We start from the raw sequence: 17642 nt of genomic DNA on the forward strand, positions 1-17642 counted from the left end.
CCGGGGAAGGGGGGAGCACCGTGCAGATCGATCTGGCACACCGGTCGACCAGCTCATGGCTGGACGCCGCGGACCTCGCTCGTGAGGTGTACGCCCAGGCATACGGCGCCGATGTGGCGCCCCGGCCCGACTCGTTCATCGTGGCCCGGCCGGCCTGCGGCGCGGCGGAGGAGCCCTGCGCGCCACTGGCCTGCGCGGGGCTCACCTTCGGCAGAGACCAGGAACTGTTCTCCGAGCGGTACCTCGAAACCGGCGTCGAGGACGCCGCACTGGCCCGTCTCGGAGCCTCGGTCGACCGCAGGCGGGTGGTGGAAGTGGGGGCACTGGCCACCCGCCGCGCCTCGGTCGGCCGCGAACTGATCAGAGCCACCCCGATCATCGCCTGGTGCCTGGGCATGGAGTACATCCTGTGCACGGCCACCCGGAGCCTCATCACGACGCTGGAGCGCACCGGCATCTCCTTCGTGCCGTTCGGCCCGGCCGACCCGCGCCGGCTGACCCCCGACGAGGCGGCACGCTGGGGCACGTACTACGACCAGGAGCCGCAGGTCGGCGTCATCCCGCTGAACGCCCTGGACCGGCTCTTCTCCGACGCCACCGGGCGCTACTCCGTCACCGATCTCCAACTGAGCATCAGTGCCATGGAGGTGGCCGGTCATGCTGGGCATTGAGCAGAGCCTGGTCCGGTTCGGTGACTCGGCGCGCCCGCTGATCGAGGTGCTGGGGGAGGACGGTGCCCCGGCCAGGACCCTCAGCTACCAGGAGGTGACGCGCCGGGCCGCGGACCTCGCGGAGCGGATCGGCCCGCGCGAGGGCCGGCCGCTGCGCGTCGGCGTGGTCTGCGGCAACACCCCCGAATTCGTGGTCGCCGACCTCGGGCTGATCGCCGCGCGGGCCACTGAGGTGCCGGTCCCGCTGGCCTTCTCCGCCGAGCAGGCAGCCGGTCTGCTGGCGGAGACCGATCTGTGCGTGGTGGATGCCGCCGGGCAGGAGCGGCTGACCCAGTGGGGCCGGGACCGGGTCCTGCGCCCGGACTGCACGGTGCTGCCGCTGTCCACGGACGGGCCGGTGCCGTCCGCACCCCTGGTACTGCCGCCGGTCGGGGCCGGGGGAGCGGACTGGGAATGCAAGACCATCCACACCTCCGGGACGACCTCACGCCCCAAAGGCGTACGGATCCGGGCGGCGGCCCTGAACGAACTGCTGGGCTCACTGCGGTCGGTGATGCCCGACGGGGCCTTCTCCCGCTATCTCTCCGTCGTCCCGTTCAGCCTGCTCATCGAGCAGGTCACCGGGCTCTATATGGTCCTGCTCGACGGCGGGACGCTGGTCCTGATGCCGCCCGGCAGGGCCCTGGTCGGCACCGCCGCGGCGGCCCCCGCCGATGCCATGCCGTATGTGACGGCCGCCCGTCCGACCGCGATGGTCGCCACGCCCGCGCTCGTCGACGCCTTCGCCACCGCCGCGGACGAGGCCGTGGCGGGCGGACGCACGGTCGCACCGGCCCTGTTCGGCACCCCCGGCGCGCCGCTCATCTGCTGCGGCGGGGCGCCCGTGCACCCCGAGCTGCTGCGACGGCTGGAGGACCACGGGCTCCCCGTGCACGAGGGCTACGGGCTCTCCGAGAACAGCTCCGTGGTCAGTTGGAACACCCCGGACGCGCGCCGGCTGGGCACCGTGGGCCGGGCGCTGCCCCATGTCCGCGTCCGCACCGCGGACGACGGCGAACTCCTGGTCAACAGCACCTCGTTGTTCGCCGGCTACACCCGCGACGACCCCTCCAGCCTGGTCCTCGACGCCGACGGCTGGCTCCGGACCGGCGATCTGGCCCGGATCGACGAGGACGGTTTCATCAGCATCACCGGACGCAAGAAGAACGTCATCATCACCGCGGCCGGACGCAATGTGGCCCCCGAGTGGGTCGAGGCGCAGTATGCCCAACTCCCGTTCGTCCGCGCCGTCGCCGTGATCGGTGACGGACTCACCGCCCTCCACGGACTCTTCCTCGTCAAGGAGTCCACCGACCTCGCGGCGGCCGAAGCGGCCGTCCGGGAGTTCGGTGAAGCGCACCTCTCCGAGGTGGAGCGGATCGCCGTACCGCACCTCACCGTCGCCGATGAGCGCCTCTACCGCCGGTTCTTCACCGTCACCGGAAGGCCCATGCGGGCAGCCATCCGCACCGCCCTGTCCAACGGAACGCTGTACGACCACCAAGGAGCAGACGCATGACCACGATCGCTGACGTCGAGCCCTACGGGGCCGCCACCGGCCGGCTCATCCTGCCCGTCGGGGACAGGTCGCTCGGCGCACTGGACCCGGCCTGGGTCACCGGGCTGCTCGCCGACGCCGGCTTTCTGCTGTTCCGGGGCTTCCGCACCGACCTGGAGGAGTTCACCTCCTTCGTGAAGGCACACTCCAGCCGGATCACCCTCGACCCGGCGCGCTCCTTCCACGGCGGTGAGGTCGCCCAGAAGGTGGACGCGGGCACCGTCGCCGTCGGCCTCCATCTGGAGAACGGCAACAGCCCCTTCGGCCCCGACCTGACGTGGTTCCTGTGCGAGAAGGCCGCCGCCAGCGGCTCCCAGACCACCGTCTGCGACGGCTACCGGGTCTGGGACGCGGCGAGTGACACCGCCCGCGAGGTCTTCGGCGTCAAGGACATCATGTACAGCCGCCGGGTGGAGGAGCCCAAGTGGAAGGCGTTCGTCTCCCACCAGACGGAAGGCCGCAAGAAGCTCGACGACATCACCTTCGCCGATATGAAGGACCTGGTGGGCGGCAGTGTGTCCACCACCCTCCAGCTCAACGACGACGGCTCCATCCACTACGCGTACCGCATCGGTGCCGTCCACCCCACGCTCTTCGGCAGCCGGCTCTCCTGGGCCAACAGTGTCTTCGGCCCGTCGTACAACTACGAGGCTCCCCGCATCACCTTCGCCGACGGCACCGAGATCCCCGAAGAACTCCTCAGCGAATTCCGCCGCCTGACCGAGGAGCTGACCGAGGAGCTGGACTGGCGGGACGGCGACGTGGCCCTGATCGACAACACCCGGGTGATGCACGGCCGGCGCGAGATACTCGACACCGACCGCACCATCTACAACGCGCAGAGCTACCTCGACCCCGCGCTGCTGGCCGCCGTGCGGGACGGGAGGGCACAGGGATGACCACCGCCGCCACCGGACTCACCGACGAGCGTGTCGGTGCCGTCCTGGACGAGATCGCCCGGACGGCCGAGCGCAACGACCCGGACGTCATGAAGCGTGCCTACGCCACCGCGGCCGACTGGCCGCAGCCGCCCACCGCCCAGGAGGCGGCCGAGCTGTGCGCCCAGGCCGCGCTGCCCGTACACCCGCAGGTCGGCACCTTCCTCTACCAGCTCATCCGGAGCCTGCGCCCGGCCCTCGTGGTGGAGTTCGGCACCTCCTTCGGCGCCTCGACGATCTATGCGGCGGCCGCCCTGCGCGACAACGGATCCGGCCGCATCATCGGCTCGGAGCTGCACCCGGGCAAGGCCGACCGGGCCCGCAGCCACCTGGAGCGCGCCGGGCTCGCCGCCTACGCCGAGATCAGGACCGGCGACGCCCGGGAGGAGCTCGGCACGCTCCCCGGGCCGGTGGATCTGCTGCTGCTGGACGGCTGGAAGGAGCTCTACCTCCCGGTCCTCAAGCTGCTCGAACCCGCACTGCGCTCCGGCGGCCTGATCGTCTCCGACAACCTGCCGATGCTGCCCCCCGAGTTCACCGACCATGTCCGCACCGCCGGGAACGGCTATCTCTCCCAGCAGCTTCCGCTGGGCGACGGCATCGAATTCTCCGTCCGCCTCCAGGACGCCGCATGACACCGGTCCGGACCGGCTTCCCGAAGCCGCCCCCGGCCACCGCACCCCGTACGCACGGAAAGGGCACCGAACACCTGTGAACCCCCGTACCCACCGCCGTACCCTGCTCCGCGCCGGCGTCGCCGCGCTGCCCCTGGCGGCCGTGGCACCGGCCGCACAGGCCGACGAACGATCCGACCGGCTCACCGCCGCCCAGGTGTCGAGCTGGACCGACGCCTATCTTGAAGCCTGGCGGACCAAGAACGACAAGGCCGCGGTCCGGCTCTTCACCCCGGACGCCGTGTACGAGGCGGTCCCCGGTGTATCCGCCCAGACCTTCCGCGGCCGCGAGGCCATCGGCCGCTACTGGCGCGAGATCACCGCGGGCCAGAGCGAGATGACCGGCCGTCACGGCACCCCGGTCGTCACCGGCAACCGGGCGGCCGTCGAACTCTGGGTCACCCTCCGGGCCCCGGCCATCAACCCCGACGGCGACCACTGGGTCACCTTCCTGGAGACCAACTTCCTGACCTTCGCCCCCGACGGCCGCTGCCACCGCAACACCGAATACTGGAACCTGCAGATGGGCCGCCTGGCACCGCCCCAGGGGTGGGGCACGGCATGACCACCGCACGCCTGCTCGTCACCGGAGGCCGGGTCCTCACCATGGACCCGGCCCTCGGGGAACTGCCGTCCGCCGACATCCTGGTGGCGGACGGCCGGATCGCCGAGGTACGCCCGGATATCGACCCCGCGGCCGCGGACGAGCGGATCGACGCCCGGGGCTGCCTGGTGCTCCCCGGCTTCGTCGACACCCACCGGCACATGTGGCAGGCGGCGCTGCGCGGCAGCGGCGCCGACCAGACGCTCGACCAGTATTTCGCGACCGTACTGCACACCCTGGCGCCCCGGCTCACCGCCGACGACCTCCACCTGGGCAATCTGCTGAGCGCCCTGGGGGCCCTGGACGCCGGAGTGACCACCGTCCAGGACATCTCCAATGTCGCCAAGCCGACCGAGGAGCACACCGACGCCCTGCTCGACGCGCTCACCGAATCCGGGCTGCGCAGCGTCTTCGCCTACGGACACGGCACGCCCCAGGACGCCCGCCGCATCCGCAGCGGCCGGCTGCACGGCAAGGACGGCCTGGTGACCATGGCGCTGAACGCCGAGTTCGGCAGCGACGAGGGCACCCGGAGCAGCTGGGCCCTGGCCCGTGAACTCGATGTGCCGACCGCGCTGCACGTCCGCGGCGGCAGTCCCGTCTCCCGGCTGCGCCGCCTCGGCGTACTGCGCCCCGGGACGGTGTTCATCCACGGCACCGGCATGGCGGCCGGTGAGCTGGAGCTGATCCACGACAGTGGTGGGGCGCTGTCGGTCGCGCCCGCCATCGAGATGACGATGGGGCACGGTCTGCCGCCGTTCGCCGCGGCGGCGGCCGCCGGGCTGCGTCCCAGCCTCAGCGTCGATGTCGAAGTCGCCGCGCCGAGCGATATGTTCACGCAGATGCGGGCCGCCTTCCAGATCGGGCGCTTCGCCGCGCTGCAAGGCCACACCGACCCGGAGGCGCCGCTGCTCACGGCCCGGGAGGTGTTGGAGTTCGCGACGCTCGGCGGCGCCGAGGCGCTCGGGATGGCGGACCTGATCGGCTCCCTCACCCCGGGAAAGCAGGCCGATCTGCTCGTGCTGCGGACCGATCGCCCGGGAGTGGCGCCGCTGCACGACGCCACCGCGGCCGTCGTGTCGTCGATGGACCGCGCCGATGTCGACACCGTGCTGGTCGCCGGACGGATCGTCAAGCGCGCGGGACGGCTGCGGTACGCGGGGCTGCCGCGGCTGCTGGCACGGGCGGAAGAGGTGCGGGACCGGCTGGCCGATCGCTGAGGTGGGGTGTGCCCCGCGTCAGCGGCGGATCAGCACACCCTCCTCGATGGCGGCCAGCGCGATGCGCAGCTGTTCGCTGAGGGCCTTCGCGGTGGGTTCCGGAATACGGCCGACGAGCCGGGCGTGCACGGCGGTGGTGGCGCGCACCGCCGCCTCGGCCGTCTCCACCCCGCTCGGTGTGAGCTGCACCCAGCTGCTGCGCGCATCGTCCTCGGCCGCCGCGCGGGTGACATGGCCGGCGGCCACGAGGCGCTTGATGACATTGCTGGTCCCACCGGAGGACAGCAGCAGAGCGTGGGTGAGTTCCGTCGGCTTGAGACGGTAGGGGGCGCCGATCCGCCGGAGGGTGGCGAGTACCCCGTACTCGGCCTGAGTGAGCCCGAGTTTCTCCAGCTCGGCGCCGGCCGCGATATCGAAGGCCGAAACCAACAGGGCGGTCCTTTTGGCCAGTTCCAGGGGGAGACCGGCGATTTCGGGCAGTTCGTGTTCCCATGCCGAGATGATCTCGTCTACGTGGTCAGGCTCCACCGTGACCCGCCTTCCCTCTACCCGATGCTCAGTACAAAGATATCCCACCCTCCGTACAGGCACGTTCTGACCTGGGGAGACTGGGTGGTTGCCAGATGTGGACGCTGTGAAAAGCTTTCCATCTATCTTTCAATATAGCTTTTCCCAATGCTTTCTCTCTATGCTTCTCTCATGTTCACACGTGAGCCGAGGCGTGCCCTGGCCATGACGGCGGTCCTGTTTCTGGCCCTGACCAGCGCCACCGCCTGTGCCGGCCGGGACGCGGAAACGGCCCCACAGGGGAGCGCAATGGCGGAAAACCGTCGCTCCGCCCAGGAAGGAACCACCGCCGTGCGAGAGTTCAGCGCCACACCGGACCGGCTGCCGTCGTGCTTCCACGGCGTACGAGGCGCCACCGCGTACCGCCCGCCCGGTTCCTCCGGGGGCCGTCTGGTCTCCCTGGGCTCCGGTCCCCGCGGGGTGGTCTTCGCCCCCATCTCCTGGGGCGATGCCTGTGAATGGGCGGCCGAGGCCAAGCGGCTCGCCGCCGACGGCTATCACGTGGTCACCCTCGACTGGGGTACGGACCGTCGCCGGACCATCTCCGAAGCGACCCGGCTGCTGCGCTCGCGCGGCGCCGAGAACGTGGCATGGGTGGGCGGGTGCATGGGCGGCACGCTGATGCTCGGCATGCTGACAGACCGCACCGACCGCCCGGCCGGCGTCGCCGGCATCAGCCCACTCGCCTCGCTGGGCGGCTACTCCGCCGGAAACGGCACGTCGTACGAGGGTGAACTGCTGCTCCTGGGCACCGCCGACGATCCGCTCTCCGACGAGGGGCGGCTGCGCGAGGTCGCCCACAGCTTCCCCATGGCCGAGGTCACGGTCCTGCCCGGCAAGCGCCACGCCGCCGAGATCTTCGCCGGCCCACACGGGGCGGCGGCCCGCCGCAGCCTCGATGGTTTCCTCGACCGGACCTTCGCCCCGGCTGACAGCTGAGTTTTCGGCGCGGCGGGACCCAGTGGCGCGGGGCCCAGTGGTGCGGGCCAGCTCCGGCCCGCACCACTGGGAACGCCCGCCGCGTCAGCGCTGGGTGCCGAAGTCCTGTGTCCACCAGGGGCCGTTGCCGCTCATGTTGACGCCCACTCCGGTGTCCTTGTAGGAGCAGTTGAGGATGTTGGCGCGGTGCCCCGGGCTCTTCATCCAGCCGTCCACCGCCGTGGCCGGGTCCTTGGGGCTCTTGAAGATGTTCTCGGCGTAACTGCCCCAGGAGTACCCGGCCTTGGTCATCCGGGTACCGGGGTCGACGCCTTCCGGGGTGACGTGATCGTAGAAGTTGCGGGCGGCCATGTCGTCCGAGTGGGCCTGCGCCGCGCGCTGTATTCGGGCATCGACGGTGAGCGGGCCACAACCGTGCTGCGCCCGCTGGGCGTTGACCAGCTCGACGACCTTCTGCGCGAACTGCGCGGCGGTGCCCGTCGCGGCCTGCCCGCCGCTCGGCGTGTTGGCGCCCGTTCCGGAGTCGACGTGCGGCGTACGGGGCGCCGTGCGCTTGGTGCTCTCCGTACCGCTTGCGGTGCGGCTGGCCTTCGGCCGGGGAGAAGCGTGCCGTTTGACGTGCTTCTTGGCCTTGGACGGCGACGCAGAGGGCTTACGGGGCTTGGCCGAGGGCGAGGTGTCCGGCGTCGGGGAACCCGAGACGGTCGCCGCGGGGGCCGACGCTCCGGACGGATCGGCCGCGAGCGCACGGTCGGTTCCGGAGTCGGGGCGCAGCAGCACCACGGACGCGCCGCCCACGGTGACCACGGCCGCCACCGCCAGCAGGGTGGCCCTGCGCCGGGGAGCGCTGCCGCCGCGGTGCTGGCCGCCGGTCCGCCCGTGCCGGCCTCCCGTGCGGCCGCGCCCGGCCGGAGTCTCGTCGTGGCGCTCCGTCTGAAGGTGGTCGTTGTTCATGGTTCCGTTTCCTGTGGGGGATAGCGAGGCGTCGGCCCGCGGAGCCTGGGGGGACCCGGTGTCTTCGCGGGCCGACACATGGGAGAGCACGGGCCCGGCACCCGATAACGAAAAGCGCGAAAACTTTTTTCGCGGTCCGTCAGCCGGCCGGATCCCGGACGGCGTGAAGGGTGCGCGGCACCGGGAGCGCGGCACGGGAGCGGGCCGGGCAACGGGCCGGGCAACGAGGCTTTTCCTGACCCACGTAGGTTTCTGTTATCGGGGCGAGCGCGCGAGATCTCCGGTGAGCGGGGGCCACGGGTACGCACGAAGGAACAGGAACGAAGAGGCGTGAAGCAGGAAAACGGGACGGTGGCCGTCGAGGCAGCCAAGGCCGGGGACGAAGAGGCCCGGGAGCAGCTGGTCGCCGCGCACCTGCCACTGATCTACAACGTCGTGGGACGGGCGCTGGACGGCCATGCGGACGTCGACGACGTGGTGCAGGAGACCATGCTGCGCGTCCTGGAGTCGCTGGCCGACCTGCGGGAGCCGGCGTCCTTCCGCTCCTGGCTCGTGGCGATCGCGATGAACCAGGTACGCCGCCGGTGGACCACCGCCCGCAAGGTGCCCCTCGTCGGCCTGGAGCAAGCGCAGGAACGGGCCGACCGCTCGGCCGATTTCGTGGACCTGACCATCCTGAAACTGGGACTGTCCGGCCAGCGCCGTGAGGTGGCCGCGGCCACCCGCTGGCTGGACGAGCGGGACCGGGCGCTGCTGTCCCTGTGGTGGCTGGAGGCGGCCGGCGAGATCACCAGGCCGGAGCTGGTCGCCGCCATCGGGATCGACTCCCGCCATGCGGCGGTCCGGGTGCAGCGCATGAAAGAACAGCTCGAAGCCGGCCGCGTCGTGGTCCGCGCACTCTCGGCCACGCCGCTCTGCCCCGAACTGTCCGAGCTCACGGCCACCTGGGACCACGAACCCTGCCCCCTGTGGCGCAAGCGAATAGCCCGCCATGCGCGTCAGTGCAGGGACTGCGCCGGGCACTGGGACGGTCTGCTGCCCGCCGAGGGCCTGCTGGTCGGACTCGCCCTGCTGCCGCTGCCCTCGCATCTCACTCCGGAAACCGTCCTGCCCGCCCCTGCCGCCGCGACCGCGCAGGCGGCCTCGGCACCCCCGCAGGCGGCCTCGGCACCCCCGCAGCACACCTCCGGTGCCTCACACCACGTGGCGCAGCGCCCGCCCCGGAGCAAGACGGGCCCGGTCGTCGCGGGCACCGCCACCCTCGTGGTGGCCGTCGGCGCCGCCGTGTGGTGGTGGTCTCCCGGCACACCCCCGGACAAGCAGAAGAACGAGCCGAAGGCGACCCGCCCCGTGGCCTCGCGCACCCCGTCGCCACGCCCCACCCCCACGCCCACCCCGACTCCGACCCCGTCGCGCTCCAAGACCGCGCCCCCCACACGCTCCGCATCACCGACCCCCACCCCCTCGGCCACTCCGCCCGACCTCGAAGAGCAGGCCACCACACTCATCAACCAGCGGCGGGCGCAGGCCGGCTGCGGGCCGCTGCGCATCGACCAGCGGCTGCACACCGCGGCGCAGCGGCACTCCGCCGACATGGCGGCCCGCCACTACTACGAGCACCAGGCCCCCGACGGCACCGGCCCCGACGCACGCATCACCGCCACCGGCTACCGCTGGAGCAGCTGGGGCGAGAACCTCCACCGCGGCCCACGGACCGCCGCCGCGGTGGTGAACGACTGGATGGGCGACCGCATGCACCGCGACAACCTCCTCAACTGCACCTTCACGGAAGTCGGAATAGGCATCGTCGAGGGCGCGGGCGGGCCCTGGTGGACCCAGGATCTGGCGGCACCACGCTGACCTCCGCGGCCGAGTGGAATTCCCGGTGCCCCGGCAGCGCTGCACCCTTACGGAGAAGCAGTCCGTGGCACACAAGGAGCACAGCGCATGACCGACACCGTGCAGGAGTGGCAGCTGACCGCGCGCCCCGTGGGGCGCCCGGTGCCGGGGGATTTCCGGCTCGTGGAGCGGGAGTTGCCGGCACCGGCCGAGGGTGAGGTGTGGGTCCGCAACACCTTCCTCTCGGTGGACCCGTATATGCGGGCACTGATGAACCCCGCGGAGACCGGAAGCCTGGCCTACGGGTTGGACCGGCCGATGACGGGTGGCGCGGTCGGGGAAGTGGTCGCCTCGCGGGCGTCCGCTCTGTCGCCGGGGGACCTGGTCCTCAGCGACCTCGGTTGGCGCACCGCCGCGGTCGCGCCGGCCGGATGCTTCACCAGACTGCGGCGTGTCGACGGGGTACCGGACTCCGCGTTCCTCGGCGTACTGGGGATGCCCGGACTGAGCGCCTACGTCGGACTGACCGAGATCGCGGACCTGCGCGCCGGGGACACCGTCTTCGTTTCCGGCGCAGCCGGAGCGGTGGGCAGCCTGGCCGGGCAGATCGCGCGGCTGCGCGGGGCGAAGGCCGTGATCGGCAGCGCCGGTTCCGCGGCGAAGGTGGAGTATCTGACCGGCGAACTCGGCTTCACCACCGCCTTCAACTACAAGACCGGCACGGTGCGCGAACTGCTCGCCGAGGCCGCCCCGGACGGTATCGACGTCTACTTCGACAACGTCGGTGGAGACCACCTGGAAGCCGCCATCGACGCGCTGAAGCTGAACGGCCGGGCCGCGCTGTGCGGAGCGATTTCCGGGTACCACGACACCGAACCAGCGCCGGGGCCGCGCAACATGGTCGAGCTGGTGAAGAAGCGGATCACGCTGCGTGGTTTCGAGGTCGGGGACCATGCGGGTGTCCGGCCGCGGTTCGCCGAAGAGATGGGCGGCTGGCTGGCCGCACGGAAGATCACTTTCCGCGAGACCGTCGAGGACGGCATCGCCCACGCGGTGGACGCGTTCCTCGGGCTGATGGACGGCCGGAACACCGGAAAGATGGTGGTGCGCCTCTGACGGAAAGACGGTGGTGCGCCTCTGACCGCACCGGCCGCCGACACCGCTGGCCGCTGGAGAAGACGCCTGCCCCGGTCACCGGCCGGGCGCGTCGACCGGCCCGCCCGGTGACCGGGGCGGTGTGCGTGAAGCGGGAGGGGCTTACTGGGGCGCGACGTGCCAGGTCAGTGAGCGGGAGAGCAGCTTGCGCAGTGCAGGGTCGCGGACTGCCTTCGTACCGTCGATGGCCCGTGCCGTGACCGTGTGGGGGCGGCCGTCGGCCGGGACGCCGAGGGCGCGCGGGACGATCGAGGACTTGCCCCGCGCGGCCTTGTGTTCGCGGCCGTCGACCGACCACGTCAGCTGCGCGGAGGCGGGTGCGCTGACCCGGATCCGGGTCCCGCGGGACACCGCGTGGTGGGTGGAGACCGGGCTGCTCAGCACGCTCGCATAGCGGTAGAAGCCCGCGATCATCGCCTCACGGCCGGGAAGGTTGAACTCCTGACCCAGGGTCCGCATGATCGAGTTCTCGGTGGGGCGGTTGAGCCCGTACTGGTAGTAGCCGCCGCCCTCGAACGCCCCCACCGCGCCGCCGTCCGGGGACTGCTGGCCCATCCAGCGGTACCACTTCTTCTGCTGAGCGGTCATCTGGTCGGCGGAGAGCGTGCTGAGGTTGGCGTCGGCGGGCTCGGGGCCGGAGTAGGTGCCGGACTGGCCGTAGTCGTACTCGTCGGCGAGCTTGCCCAGCGAATGACCGGTTTCGTGGACCGCGATCTGGTCCGACTGGTCGTTGTCGGAGGAGGCGGTGGCGATCCCGTCGTAACCGACCTGCGAGGAGACGTCGTTGTAGCCCGCGCCGCCGTATTTGGCGGAGTTGGAGAGGACCACGACGAGGTCGGCGGCCGGGACCTTGGCGGCGTACGACTCGACCTTGCCGGTGTCGACGCACAGCAGCCGCTCGGTGCCGTCGCAGAAGAACGCGGAGTTCAAGGCGGTGTTGCGGACCACATCCTGCGTCGGGTCACCGGAGACGCCGGAGTCTTTGGAGACGGCGTCGACGGCCCAGACGTTGAACAGGCCGCGGTAGGTCGCGTACGGCTCGACGGCGGAGATCTTGGCCCACTTGGCACGGACGTCGGAGTGGAAGTCCTCCTGCTGGGCGGCGGTGTAGCCGTCACCGATGAAGACCACATCGAGCTTGGAGTTGACCGGGCCGCTCTGCACGATCGAGGTGACATCGCCGTCGCCCGCGGTGCCGGCGGCAATCGCGGCCTTCTCGGACGGGGCGAGCGGCTTCGAGGCCGGGACGGTGGTCCGCCGTGGGTGGCCGTCCGCGCCGTTGAAGTACTCGACGTGCTGGGTGCGGGGGCCGGCAGGCGGGGTCGGGCTCGCACCTTCAGCGGTGGCCACGGCGGCCGTAGTGGCCACCGCCACAGCCGCGACGCCGACGGACACCGCGGTGCGTATGCGTGGAGACATACGTCTGCGGTGATGGCCGGAAGTGTTTCTGCGCATGGGGGGTTCCTCCCGAAGCAAGCCCGCCGCAGAGGCGGCGGGTTGAGCCGAATTCAGGCGCGCTCAACGTAAGTGCTCCGGGGGCTCCAGGCAACGGATGGTGCCCGAGTGGCGCTCCGGACTGGTGAGTTCGGGTCACCGGGAGACGGTAAGGAGTCGTCCCTTCAGATCAACGTCCTTATCTGGCACGGGACGTGGGCGAATCGAATCGGTCCACGCCCCACCGGACGGTCGATTCGCCGGATGACCCGCACTCCGCAGGGACGTACGGGGATGCGTGTAGGGGGTGTTGCGGGTGGTGGGCCGAGCGCGGGGGTGTACGCGCCTGGCGTGGTGCGGTTGCGTATGTCCGTGTTTTGTCACACCAAAGGGCATTTCTTCCGCCAAGGCATGACGGGCGGTCACTCTGTGGGGGCCCGTCCAAACCGGCCGCGAGTCCGGTTTTTGGACGCCCCGAAAGCGGCGTCCTCCAAGGAGGATCGATGTTCCGTAACGCTTCGCGCGTCGCCCTGGCTGTGCTCGGCTCCGCGGCCCTGGCAGCCACCGCCGCCCTCCAGTCCAAGTCCGTAGCGGGCGCCGGGGCCGAAGGTCGCTTCGGCGGGGACGGTGGAGCGCATCTGGGCGAGCTGGGCCGACGGCAGGAGGCGGCCGGCCAGGAGTGCGCTGAAGAAGCGGTTGAGGTCGGAGCCGGTGGAGACCATCTGGCCTGCCGCCCAGCCCCAGGAGGGGTCGGTCTCCGTGATGTCGCGCAGCGGCACGTCCGCCGATTCCCGGTAGTAGCCGTGGGGGTGGGGCTCCCGAATGCTCGCGTCACCGGGGGCGGGGAAGTAGGTGTGGCGCAGCCCGGCGCGTTGGACGACGCGCCGGTCGATCTCCTCGGCGAGGGGGCGGCCGGTGACCTTCTGGACGATCAGGCCGGCGAGCACGTAGTTGGTGTTGCTGTACTTCCAACTCGTCCCGGGGGCGAAGTCGGCCGGGTGCTGGAGGGCTGTGGCGAGCAGTTCGCGGGGGGTGTAGTACCGGACGTCCTCCCCGAGGTGGTCGCTGTAGTTGGGGAGTCCGCTGGTGTGTTGGAGGAGCTGGCGGACGGTGATGCGGCGCCCGTTGATCCCCTTTCCGCGGACGAGGCCGGGCAGGTAGGTGTCGACGGAGGCGTCCAGGTGCACCCGCCGCTCCGCGACGAGTTGGAGGACGACGACCGCGACGAAGGTCTTGGTGTTGCTGCCGATCCGTACCTGGCCGTTCCTGGGCACCTTCAAGCCGGTGGTCAGGTCGCCTACTCCTGCGGTGTAGGTGCGGATGCGGCCGTTCCGGTCCTTGACGCTCGCCAGCGCGGCGGGCATCCCGTCGTCGCGCACCAGCGCGTTCAGGCTCTGCTGGACGGTGTCCGGCCTGGTGGCGGAGGCGGCGGGCGGGGCGAGGGCGCCCAGTGTCATGACGCCGATGGCCACCGCGGCCGCGGCGGGCAGGGCCCGTCGCCGCGTGCCCTGCTGCCGGCCCGGCGAGCGAAGCCCTTGCCGTGTCTGTCCACGCATGAGTCAACTCCTGAGGAATCGTTGGACCGTTGTTCGGGTTTGCCGGGTTGCCGGGTGCGTGATTCAGGCGCACAGGGCCCTGTCCACGGCGTCCTTCACGTGCTGCGTGGCTGCCTCGTCCGTCGGAATGTTGGTCACCGCGACGTTGGCGGCGCGGCCGTCGTCGGTGACACCGCCCCGGGTCTCGTATCCCGCGATGTCGCCGCCGTGGCCCCAGTAGACGCCGCCGCACGACAGCGGCCTGCTCGTGAGCCCCAGCCCGTAACGGAGGCCGGAGGTCCCGGCGGGGACGGTCGTGCGCATCTCGGCGAGCTGGGCCGCCGGGAGGAGGCGGCCGGCGAGGAGCGCGGTGAAGAAGCGGTTGAGGTCGGAGTTGGTGGAGATCAACTGGCCTGCTGCCCAGCCCATGGAGGGGTCCATCTCCGTGAAGTTGCGCAGCGGTCCGTCCGCCGGGTTGCGGTGGTAACCCTGGGGGTGCGGCTCTCGGATGGTCATCTTGCCGGGGGTGGGGAAGTAGGTGTGGCGCAGCCCGATGCGCTTGATGATGCGCCGGTCCATCTCCTCGGCGAGGGGGCGGCCGGTGACCTTCTGGACGATCAGGCCGGCCAGGACGTAGTTGGTGTTGCTGTACCCCCACGTCGTCCCCGGAGCCGCGTCGGCCTTGTACCGGAGGGCGATGTCGAGCAGCTCGCGGGGCTCGAAGTACCGGTTCCTGATCTCGTCGTCGTCGACGTGGATGCCGTACTCGGGGAGTCCGCTGGTGTGTTGGAGGAGCTGGCGGACGGTGATGCGGCGCCCGTCGATGCCCTTTCCGCGGACGAGGCCGGGCAGGTAGGTGTCGACGGTGGCGTCGAGGCCGATCTTCCCTTCGCCGACCAGCTGCAGGACCACGACCGCCGTGAACGCCTTGGTGTTGCTGCCGATCCGTACCTGGCCGTCCCTGGGCACCTTCGAGCCGGTGGTCAGGTCGCCCACTCCTGCGGTGTAGGTGCGGATGCGGCCGTTCCGGTCCTGGACGCTCGCCAGCGCGGCGGGCATCCCGTCGTCGCGCACCAGCGTGTTCAGGGCCTGCTGGACGGCGTCCGGCCTGGCTGCGGCAGCAGCGGAGGCGGCGGAATCGGAGGCGGCGGGCGGGGCGAGGGCGCCCAGTGTCATGACGCCGATGGCCACCGCGGCCGCGGCCGACACGGCTCGTCGCTGTCTGCCGCCCTGCTGCCGGGTCGAGGAACGAAGGCCCTGCCGGGTCTGAGCACGCATAAGTCAACTCCTGGGGAATCGTTTGGTCGAGGCACGATCCTGGTTTCCAGGGCCCGTTGACCGCATCGCGGGAAGGCGGGAGAAATCGCTCCCCCGATCGGGGGAGGCTGCCGGGGGGCTGCCCGGCGATACTGTCGTCCATGATCAGGGGAATTCGGCCGCTGCTGCGCGGCTCCACGTATGCGGGTGTGCTGTTCGCCTATTGCGGCGCGCTGGCGAGCCTTCCGCTGCTGCCTTTCGCCCTGTTGCCGGCGCTGTCGTGGCGATCCGCTTCCGAGAGCGTGCAGATCGTCCTGGTCCTGCTGGTCTGGGCGGTACTGGTCGGCGTGGTCGGCCTGGCGCGCCCCGTACGGCGGGTGCTGGTCGTGTCGGCCCGCCGGCTGCTGCGGGTGCCGCTGCCGAATCCGGTGGCCGGTCGCCGGCCCTCCGGTTCACTCGGCCTCGACCGCTGGCGGACCCCGCTCTGGCTGGTGCTGCACGTGGCCATCGGTTGGACGGGGGCGCTGGCGAGCGGGGTGCTGTTCATCATGGGCCTCTCCCTGCCGGGGAACTGGCTCGGCGCCGAGGCGCGGGCGAGTCTGTTCGGCGCGTCGGTCCGGGTGTCGGGCGGGTGGAGCTGGGTGGTGGCGGCCGTGTGCATCCTGCTGGCGGTAGCCATCTGCGTACTGGTGACGAAGGCCCTGCGGTGGGCGGCGCCACGGCTGCTGGGGCCGTCGGCGGCCGAACGGCTCGCGCTGGCCGCCGAGCGGGAACAGCTGCTGGCTGAACGCAACCGGATTGCCCACGAGTTGCACGACTCGATCGGGCACACGCTGACGGCGGCCACCATCCAGGCGGCGGTGGCGGGCGAGGCGCTCTCCGCCGACCCGGCGACGGCGCGGGCCGCCATGCGCAGCATCGAGGAGTCGACGCGGGCCGCGCTGGAGGACCTGGACTACGTGCTCGGAGTGCTGCGCGAGGAGCAGTCGGGGACGGCGCCGACCCGGACCCTGGCCGACCTCCCCGAGCTGCTGGACCGCCTGCGGCACGCGGGCGCGGTGGTGGAACCGGAGCTGTCGGGCGACCTGGCGCAGGTGCAGGGGACGCTCTCCCGGGCGGCGTACCGGATCCTCCAGGAGGGGCTGACGAACGCGCTGCGCCACGGGGCGGGCGGCCCGATCGTGGCCCGGGTGGCGGCCGGGCCGGACGGACTGGATCTCACGGTGGTCAACCGGATCGGGGCACGGACGGGCCCGGCCCCGGGGGCCTTCCCGACCTCCGGCCACGGTCTGCCCGGACTGGCCGAGCGCGTCCGGCTGCTGCACGGTGAGTTCCAGGCCGGCCCGGACGGGACGCAGCACTGGCGGCTGGCCGTCCGGCTGCCGGCACGGGCGTCGGCGTGAGTGGATCCGGCGCGGGCGAAGGCATGGCCCTGCGGCTGCCGGTACGGGTGTCGGCGTGAGTGGTTCCGACGCGGGCGAAGCCGTGGCCCTCCCCCCTGTCACCGGCCCCGCCGTCACCCTCCTGATCGCGGACGACGAGGAGGTGACCCGCAGCGGCCTGCGCATGCTTCTCGCCGCACAGCCGGGCATCACGGTGGTCGGCGAGGCCGCCGACGGCGTCGAGGCGGTCGAACGGGCGCGGAGCCTGCGGCCGGACGTGGTCCTGATGGACGTCCGGATGCCGCGTCGCAACGGGATCGAGGCCACCCGCCAACTGCTGGCCGAAGCGGCCGACCCGCCGAAGGTCGTGGTGATCACCACCTTCGAGAACGACGGCTACGTCACCGCCGCCCTCAGCGCGGGCGCCAGCGGCTTCGTCCTCAAGCGCCTCCCGGTCCGTCAGATCGCCGAGGCGGTCCGGGTGGTGGCGGCGGGCGAAGCGGTCCTCTTCCCGGCCGCACTGGGCCGCATGGTCGCCGCCCGCCCGCTGGGCTCCGCCCAGGCCCTGCCGCACGCCGCCCTGACCGGCCGGGAGGAGGAGGTGCTGCGCCTGATGGCCACCGGGCTCTCCAATCCGGAGATCGCGGAGTCCCTCACGGTGAGCCTGGAGACGGTCAAGACCCACGTCGGAAACGTGCTGACCAAGCTCGGCGCGCAGAACCGGACCCATGCGGTGGTGATCGCGTACGAGTCCGGCCTGGTGGTCCCGGGCTTCGCCGGCTGACCGGCTTCTGCCCCTCTTCGCGGTCGCCCGCAGGCTACTCAGTACCGGCCGCGACGTAACTCCGCAGCTACTCGTATCCTCCGCCCGGCCTC

General features: G+C 71.5%; 16 protein-coding genes. 11 read left to right on the top strand and 5 right to left on the bottom strand.

The annotated features are described in order from the left end of the window. Positions 1–20 precede the first annotated feature (20 nt). The 6 genes from STRTU_RS34785 (at position 21) to STRTU_RS34810 (ending at position 5704) form a co-directional block, all read left to right on the top strand. Positions 21–671: a thermostable hemolysin gene (locus tag STRTU_RS34785; protein WP_159749295.1), complete on the top strand. Its 651-nt coding sequence runs from the start codon at positions 21–23 to the stop codon at positions 669–671. Further along, complete coding sequence (locus STRTU_RS34790) at positions 658–2229, top strand: AMP-binding protein (RefSeq protein ID WP_159749297.1); 1572 nt, start codon at positions 658–660, stop codon at positions 2227–2229. The genes STRTU_RS34785 and STRTU_RS34790 overlap by 14 nt, the downstream gene beginning before the upstream one ends. Continuing rightward, positions 2226–3167: a TauD/TfdA family dioxygenase gene (locus tag STRTU_RS34795; RefSeq protein WP_159749299.1), complete on the top strand. Its 942-nt coding sequence runs from the start codon at positions 2226–2228 to the stop codon at positions 3165–3167. The genes STRTU_RS34790 and STRTU_RS34795 overlap by 4 nt, the downstream gene beginning before the upstream one ends. After that, positions 3164–3841: an O-methyltransferase gene (locus tag STRTU_RS34800; RefSeq protein ID WP_159749301.1), complete on the top strand. Its 678-nt coding sequence runs from the start codon at positions 3164–3166 to the stop codon at positions 3839–3841. The genes STRTU_RS34795 and STRTU_RS34800 overlap by 4 nt, the downstream gene beginning before the upstream one ends. Before the next feature lie 76 nt (positions 3842–3917). Beyond that, positions 3918–4445 carry a nuclear transport factor 2 family protein gene (locus STRTU_RS34805; RefSeq protein WP_159749303.1) on the top strand — a complete coding sequence of 176 codons (528 nt, stop codon included), beginning with the start codon at positions 3918–3920 and terminating at the stop codon, positions 4443–4445. After that, positions 4442–5704 (top strand): amidohydrolase family protein, encoded by a 1263-nt coding sequence (locus STRTU_RS34810; protein ID WP_159749305.1) that lies wholly within the window; start codon positions 4442–4444, stop codon positions 5702–5704. Before STRTU_RS34805 ends, STRTU_RS34810 begins: the two co-directional genes overlap by 4 nt. Positions 5705–5722: 18 nt before the next feature. Here the strand turns inward: STRTU_RS34810 and STRTU_RS34815 are convergent, their stop codons facing one another. Beyond that, positions 5723–6232: a MarR family winged helix-turn-helix transcriptional regulator gene (locus STRTU_RS34815; protein ID WP_159749307.1), complete on the bottom strand. Its 510-nt coding sequence runs from the start codon at positions 6230–6232 to the stop codon at positions 5723–5725. A 171-nt stretch (positions 6233–6403) separates the two neighbouring features. On the opposite strand from STRTU_RS34815, the gene STRTU_RS34820 reads away from it, so the two are divergent. Continuing rightward, positions 6404–7210 (top strand): alpha/beta hydrolase, encoded by an 807-nt coding sequence (locus STRTU_RS34820; RefSeq protein WP_159749309.1) that lies wholly within the window; start codon positions 6404–6406, stop codon positions 7208–7210. Positions 7211–7294: 84 nt separating this feature from the next. Here STRTU_RS34820 and STRTU_RS34825 read toward each other — a convergent pair whose 3' ends face one another. Beyond that, a complete protein-coding gene (locus tag STRTU_RS34825; RefSeq protein WP_246241624.1) occupies positions 7295–8164 on the bottom strand; it encodes a CAP domain-containing protein in 870 nt (289 codons plus the stop codon). Positions 8165–8494: 330 nt separating this feature from the next. On the opposite strand from STRTU_RS34825, the gene STRTU_RS34830 reads away from it, so the two are divergent. Both STRTU_RS34830 and STRTU_RS34835 read left to right on the top strand, forming a co-directional pair. After that, positions 8495–10024, top strand: coding sequence for a sigma-70 family RNA polymerase sigma factor (locus STRTU_RS34830; protein WP_159749311.1), 1530 nt, complete (start codon positions 8495–8497; stop codon positions 10022–10024). Between the two features lie 87 nt (positions 10025–10111). Then, on the top strand, positions 10112–11119 hold the full coding sequence (locus STRTU_RS34835; protein ID WP_159749313.1) for an NADP-dependent oxidoreductase: 1008 nt from the start codon (positions 10112–10114) through the stop codon (positions 11117–11119). 141 nt (positions 11120–11260) lie between these two features. Here the strand turns inward: STRTU_RS34835 and STRTU_RS34840 are convergent, their stop codons facing one another. From STRTU_RS34840 to STRTU_RS34850, 3 genes are all read right to left on the bottom strand, one after another. Beyond that, positions 11261–12577, bottom strand: coding sequence for a M64 family metallopeptidase (locus tag STRTU_RS34840; protein WP_246241625.1), 1317 nt, complete (start codon positions 12575–12577; stop codon positions 11261–11263). A 437-nt stretch (positions 12578–13014) separates the two neighbouring features. Next, a complete protein-coding gene (locus STRTU_RS34845) occupies positions 13015–14148 on the bottom strand; it encodes a serine hydrolase domain-containing protein (RefSeq protein WP_246241626.1) in 1134 nt (377 codons plus the stop codon). Between the two features lie 63 nt (positions 14149–14211). Continuing rightward, positions 14212–15405: a serine hydrolase domain-containing protein gene (locus tag STRTU_RS34850; protein ID WP_167539292.1), complete on the bottom strand. Its 1194-nt coding sequence runs from the start codon at positions 15403–15405 to the stop codon at positions 14212–14214. Positions 15406–15545: 140 nt separating this feature from the next. On the opposite strand from STRTU_RS34850, the gene STRTU_RS34855 reads away from it, so the two are divergent. Together STRTU_RS34855 and STRTU_RS34860 are read left to right on the top strand one after the other, a co-directional pair. Continuing rightward, the gene (locus STRTU_RS34855) at positions 15546–16787 is read left to right on the top strand and encodes a sensor histidine kinase (protein ID WP_159749317.1); all 1242 of its coding nucleotides are present in this window, start codon (positions 15546–15548) and stop codon (positions 16785–16787) included. Between the two features lie 82 nt (positions 16788–16869). Continuing rightward, the gene (locus STRTU_RS34860; protein ID WP_159749930.1) at positions 16870–17550 is read left to right on the top strand and encodes a response regulator transcription factor; all 681 of its coding nucleotides are present in this window, start codon (positions 16870–16872) and stop codon (positions 17548–17550) included. The last annotated feature ends 92 nt before the right edge of the window (positions 17551–17642 follow it).

This window comes from Streptomyces tubercidicus (assembly GCF_027497495.1).
GTDB lineage: Bacteria > Actinomycetota > Actinomycetes > Streptomycetales > Streptomycetaceae > Streptomyces > Streptomyces tubercidicus.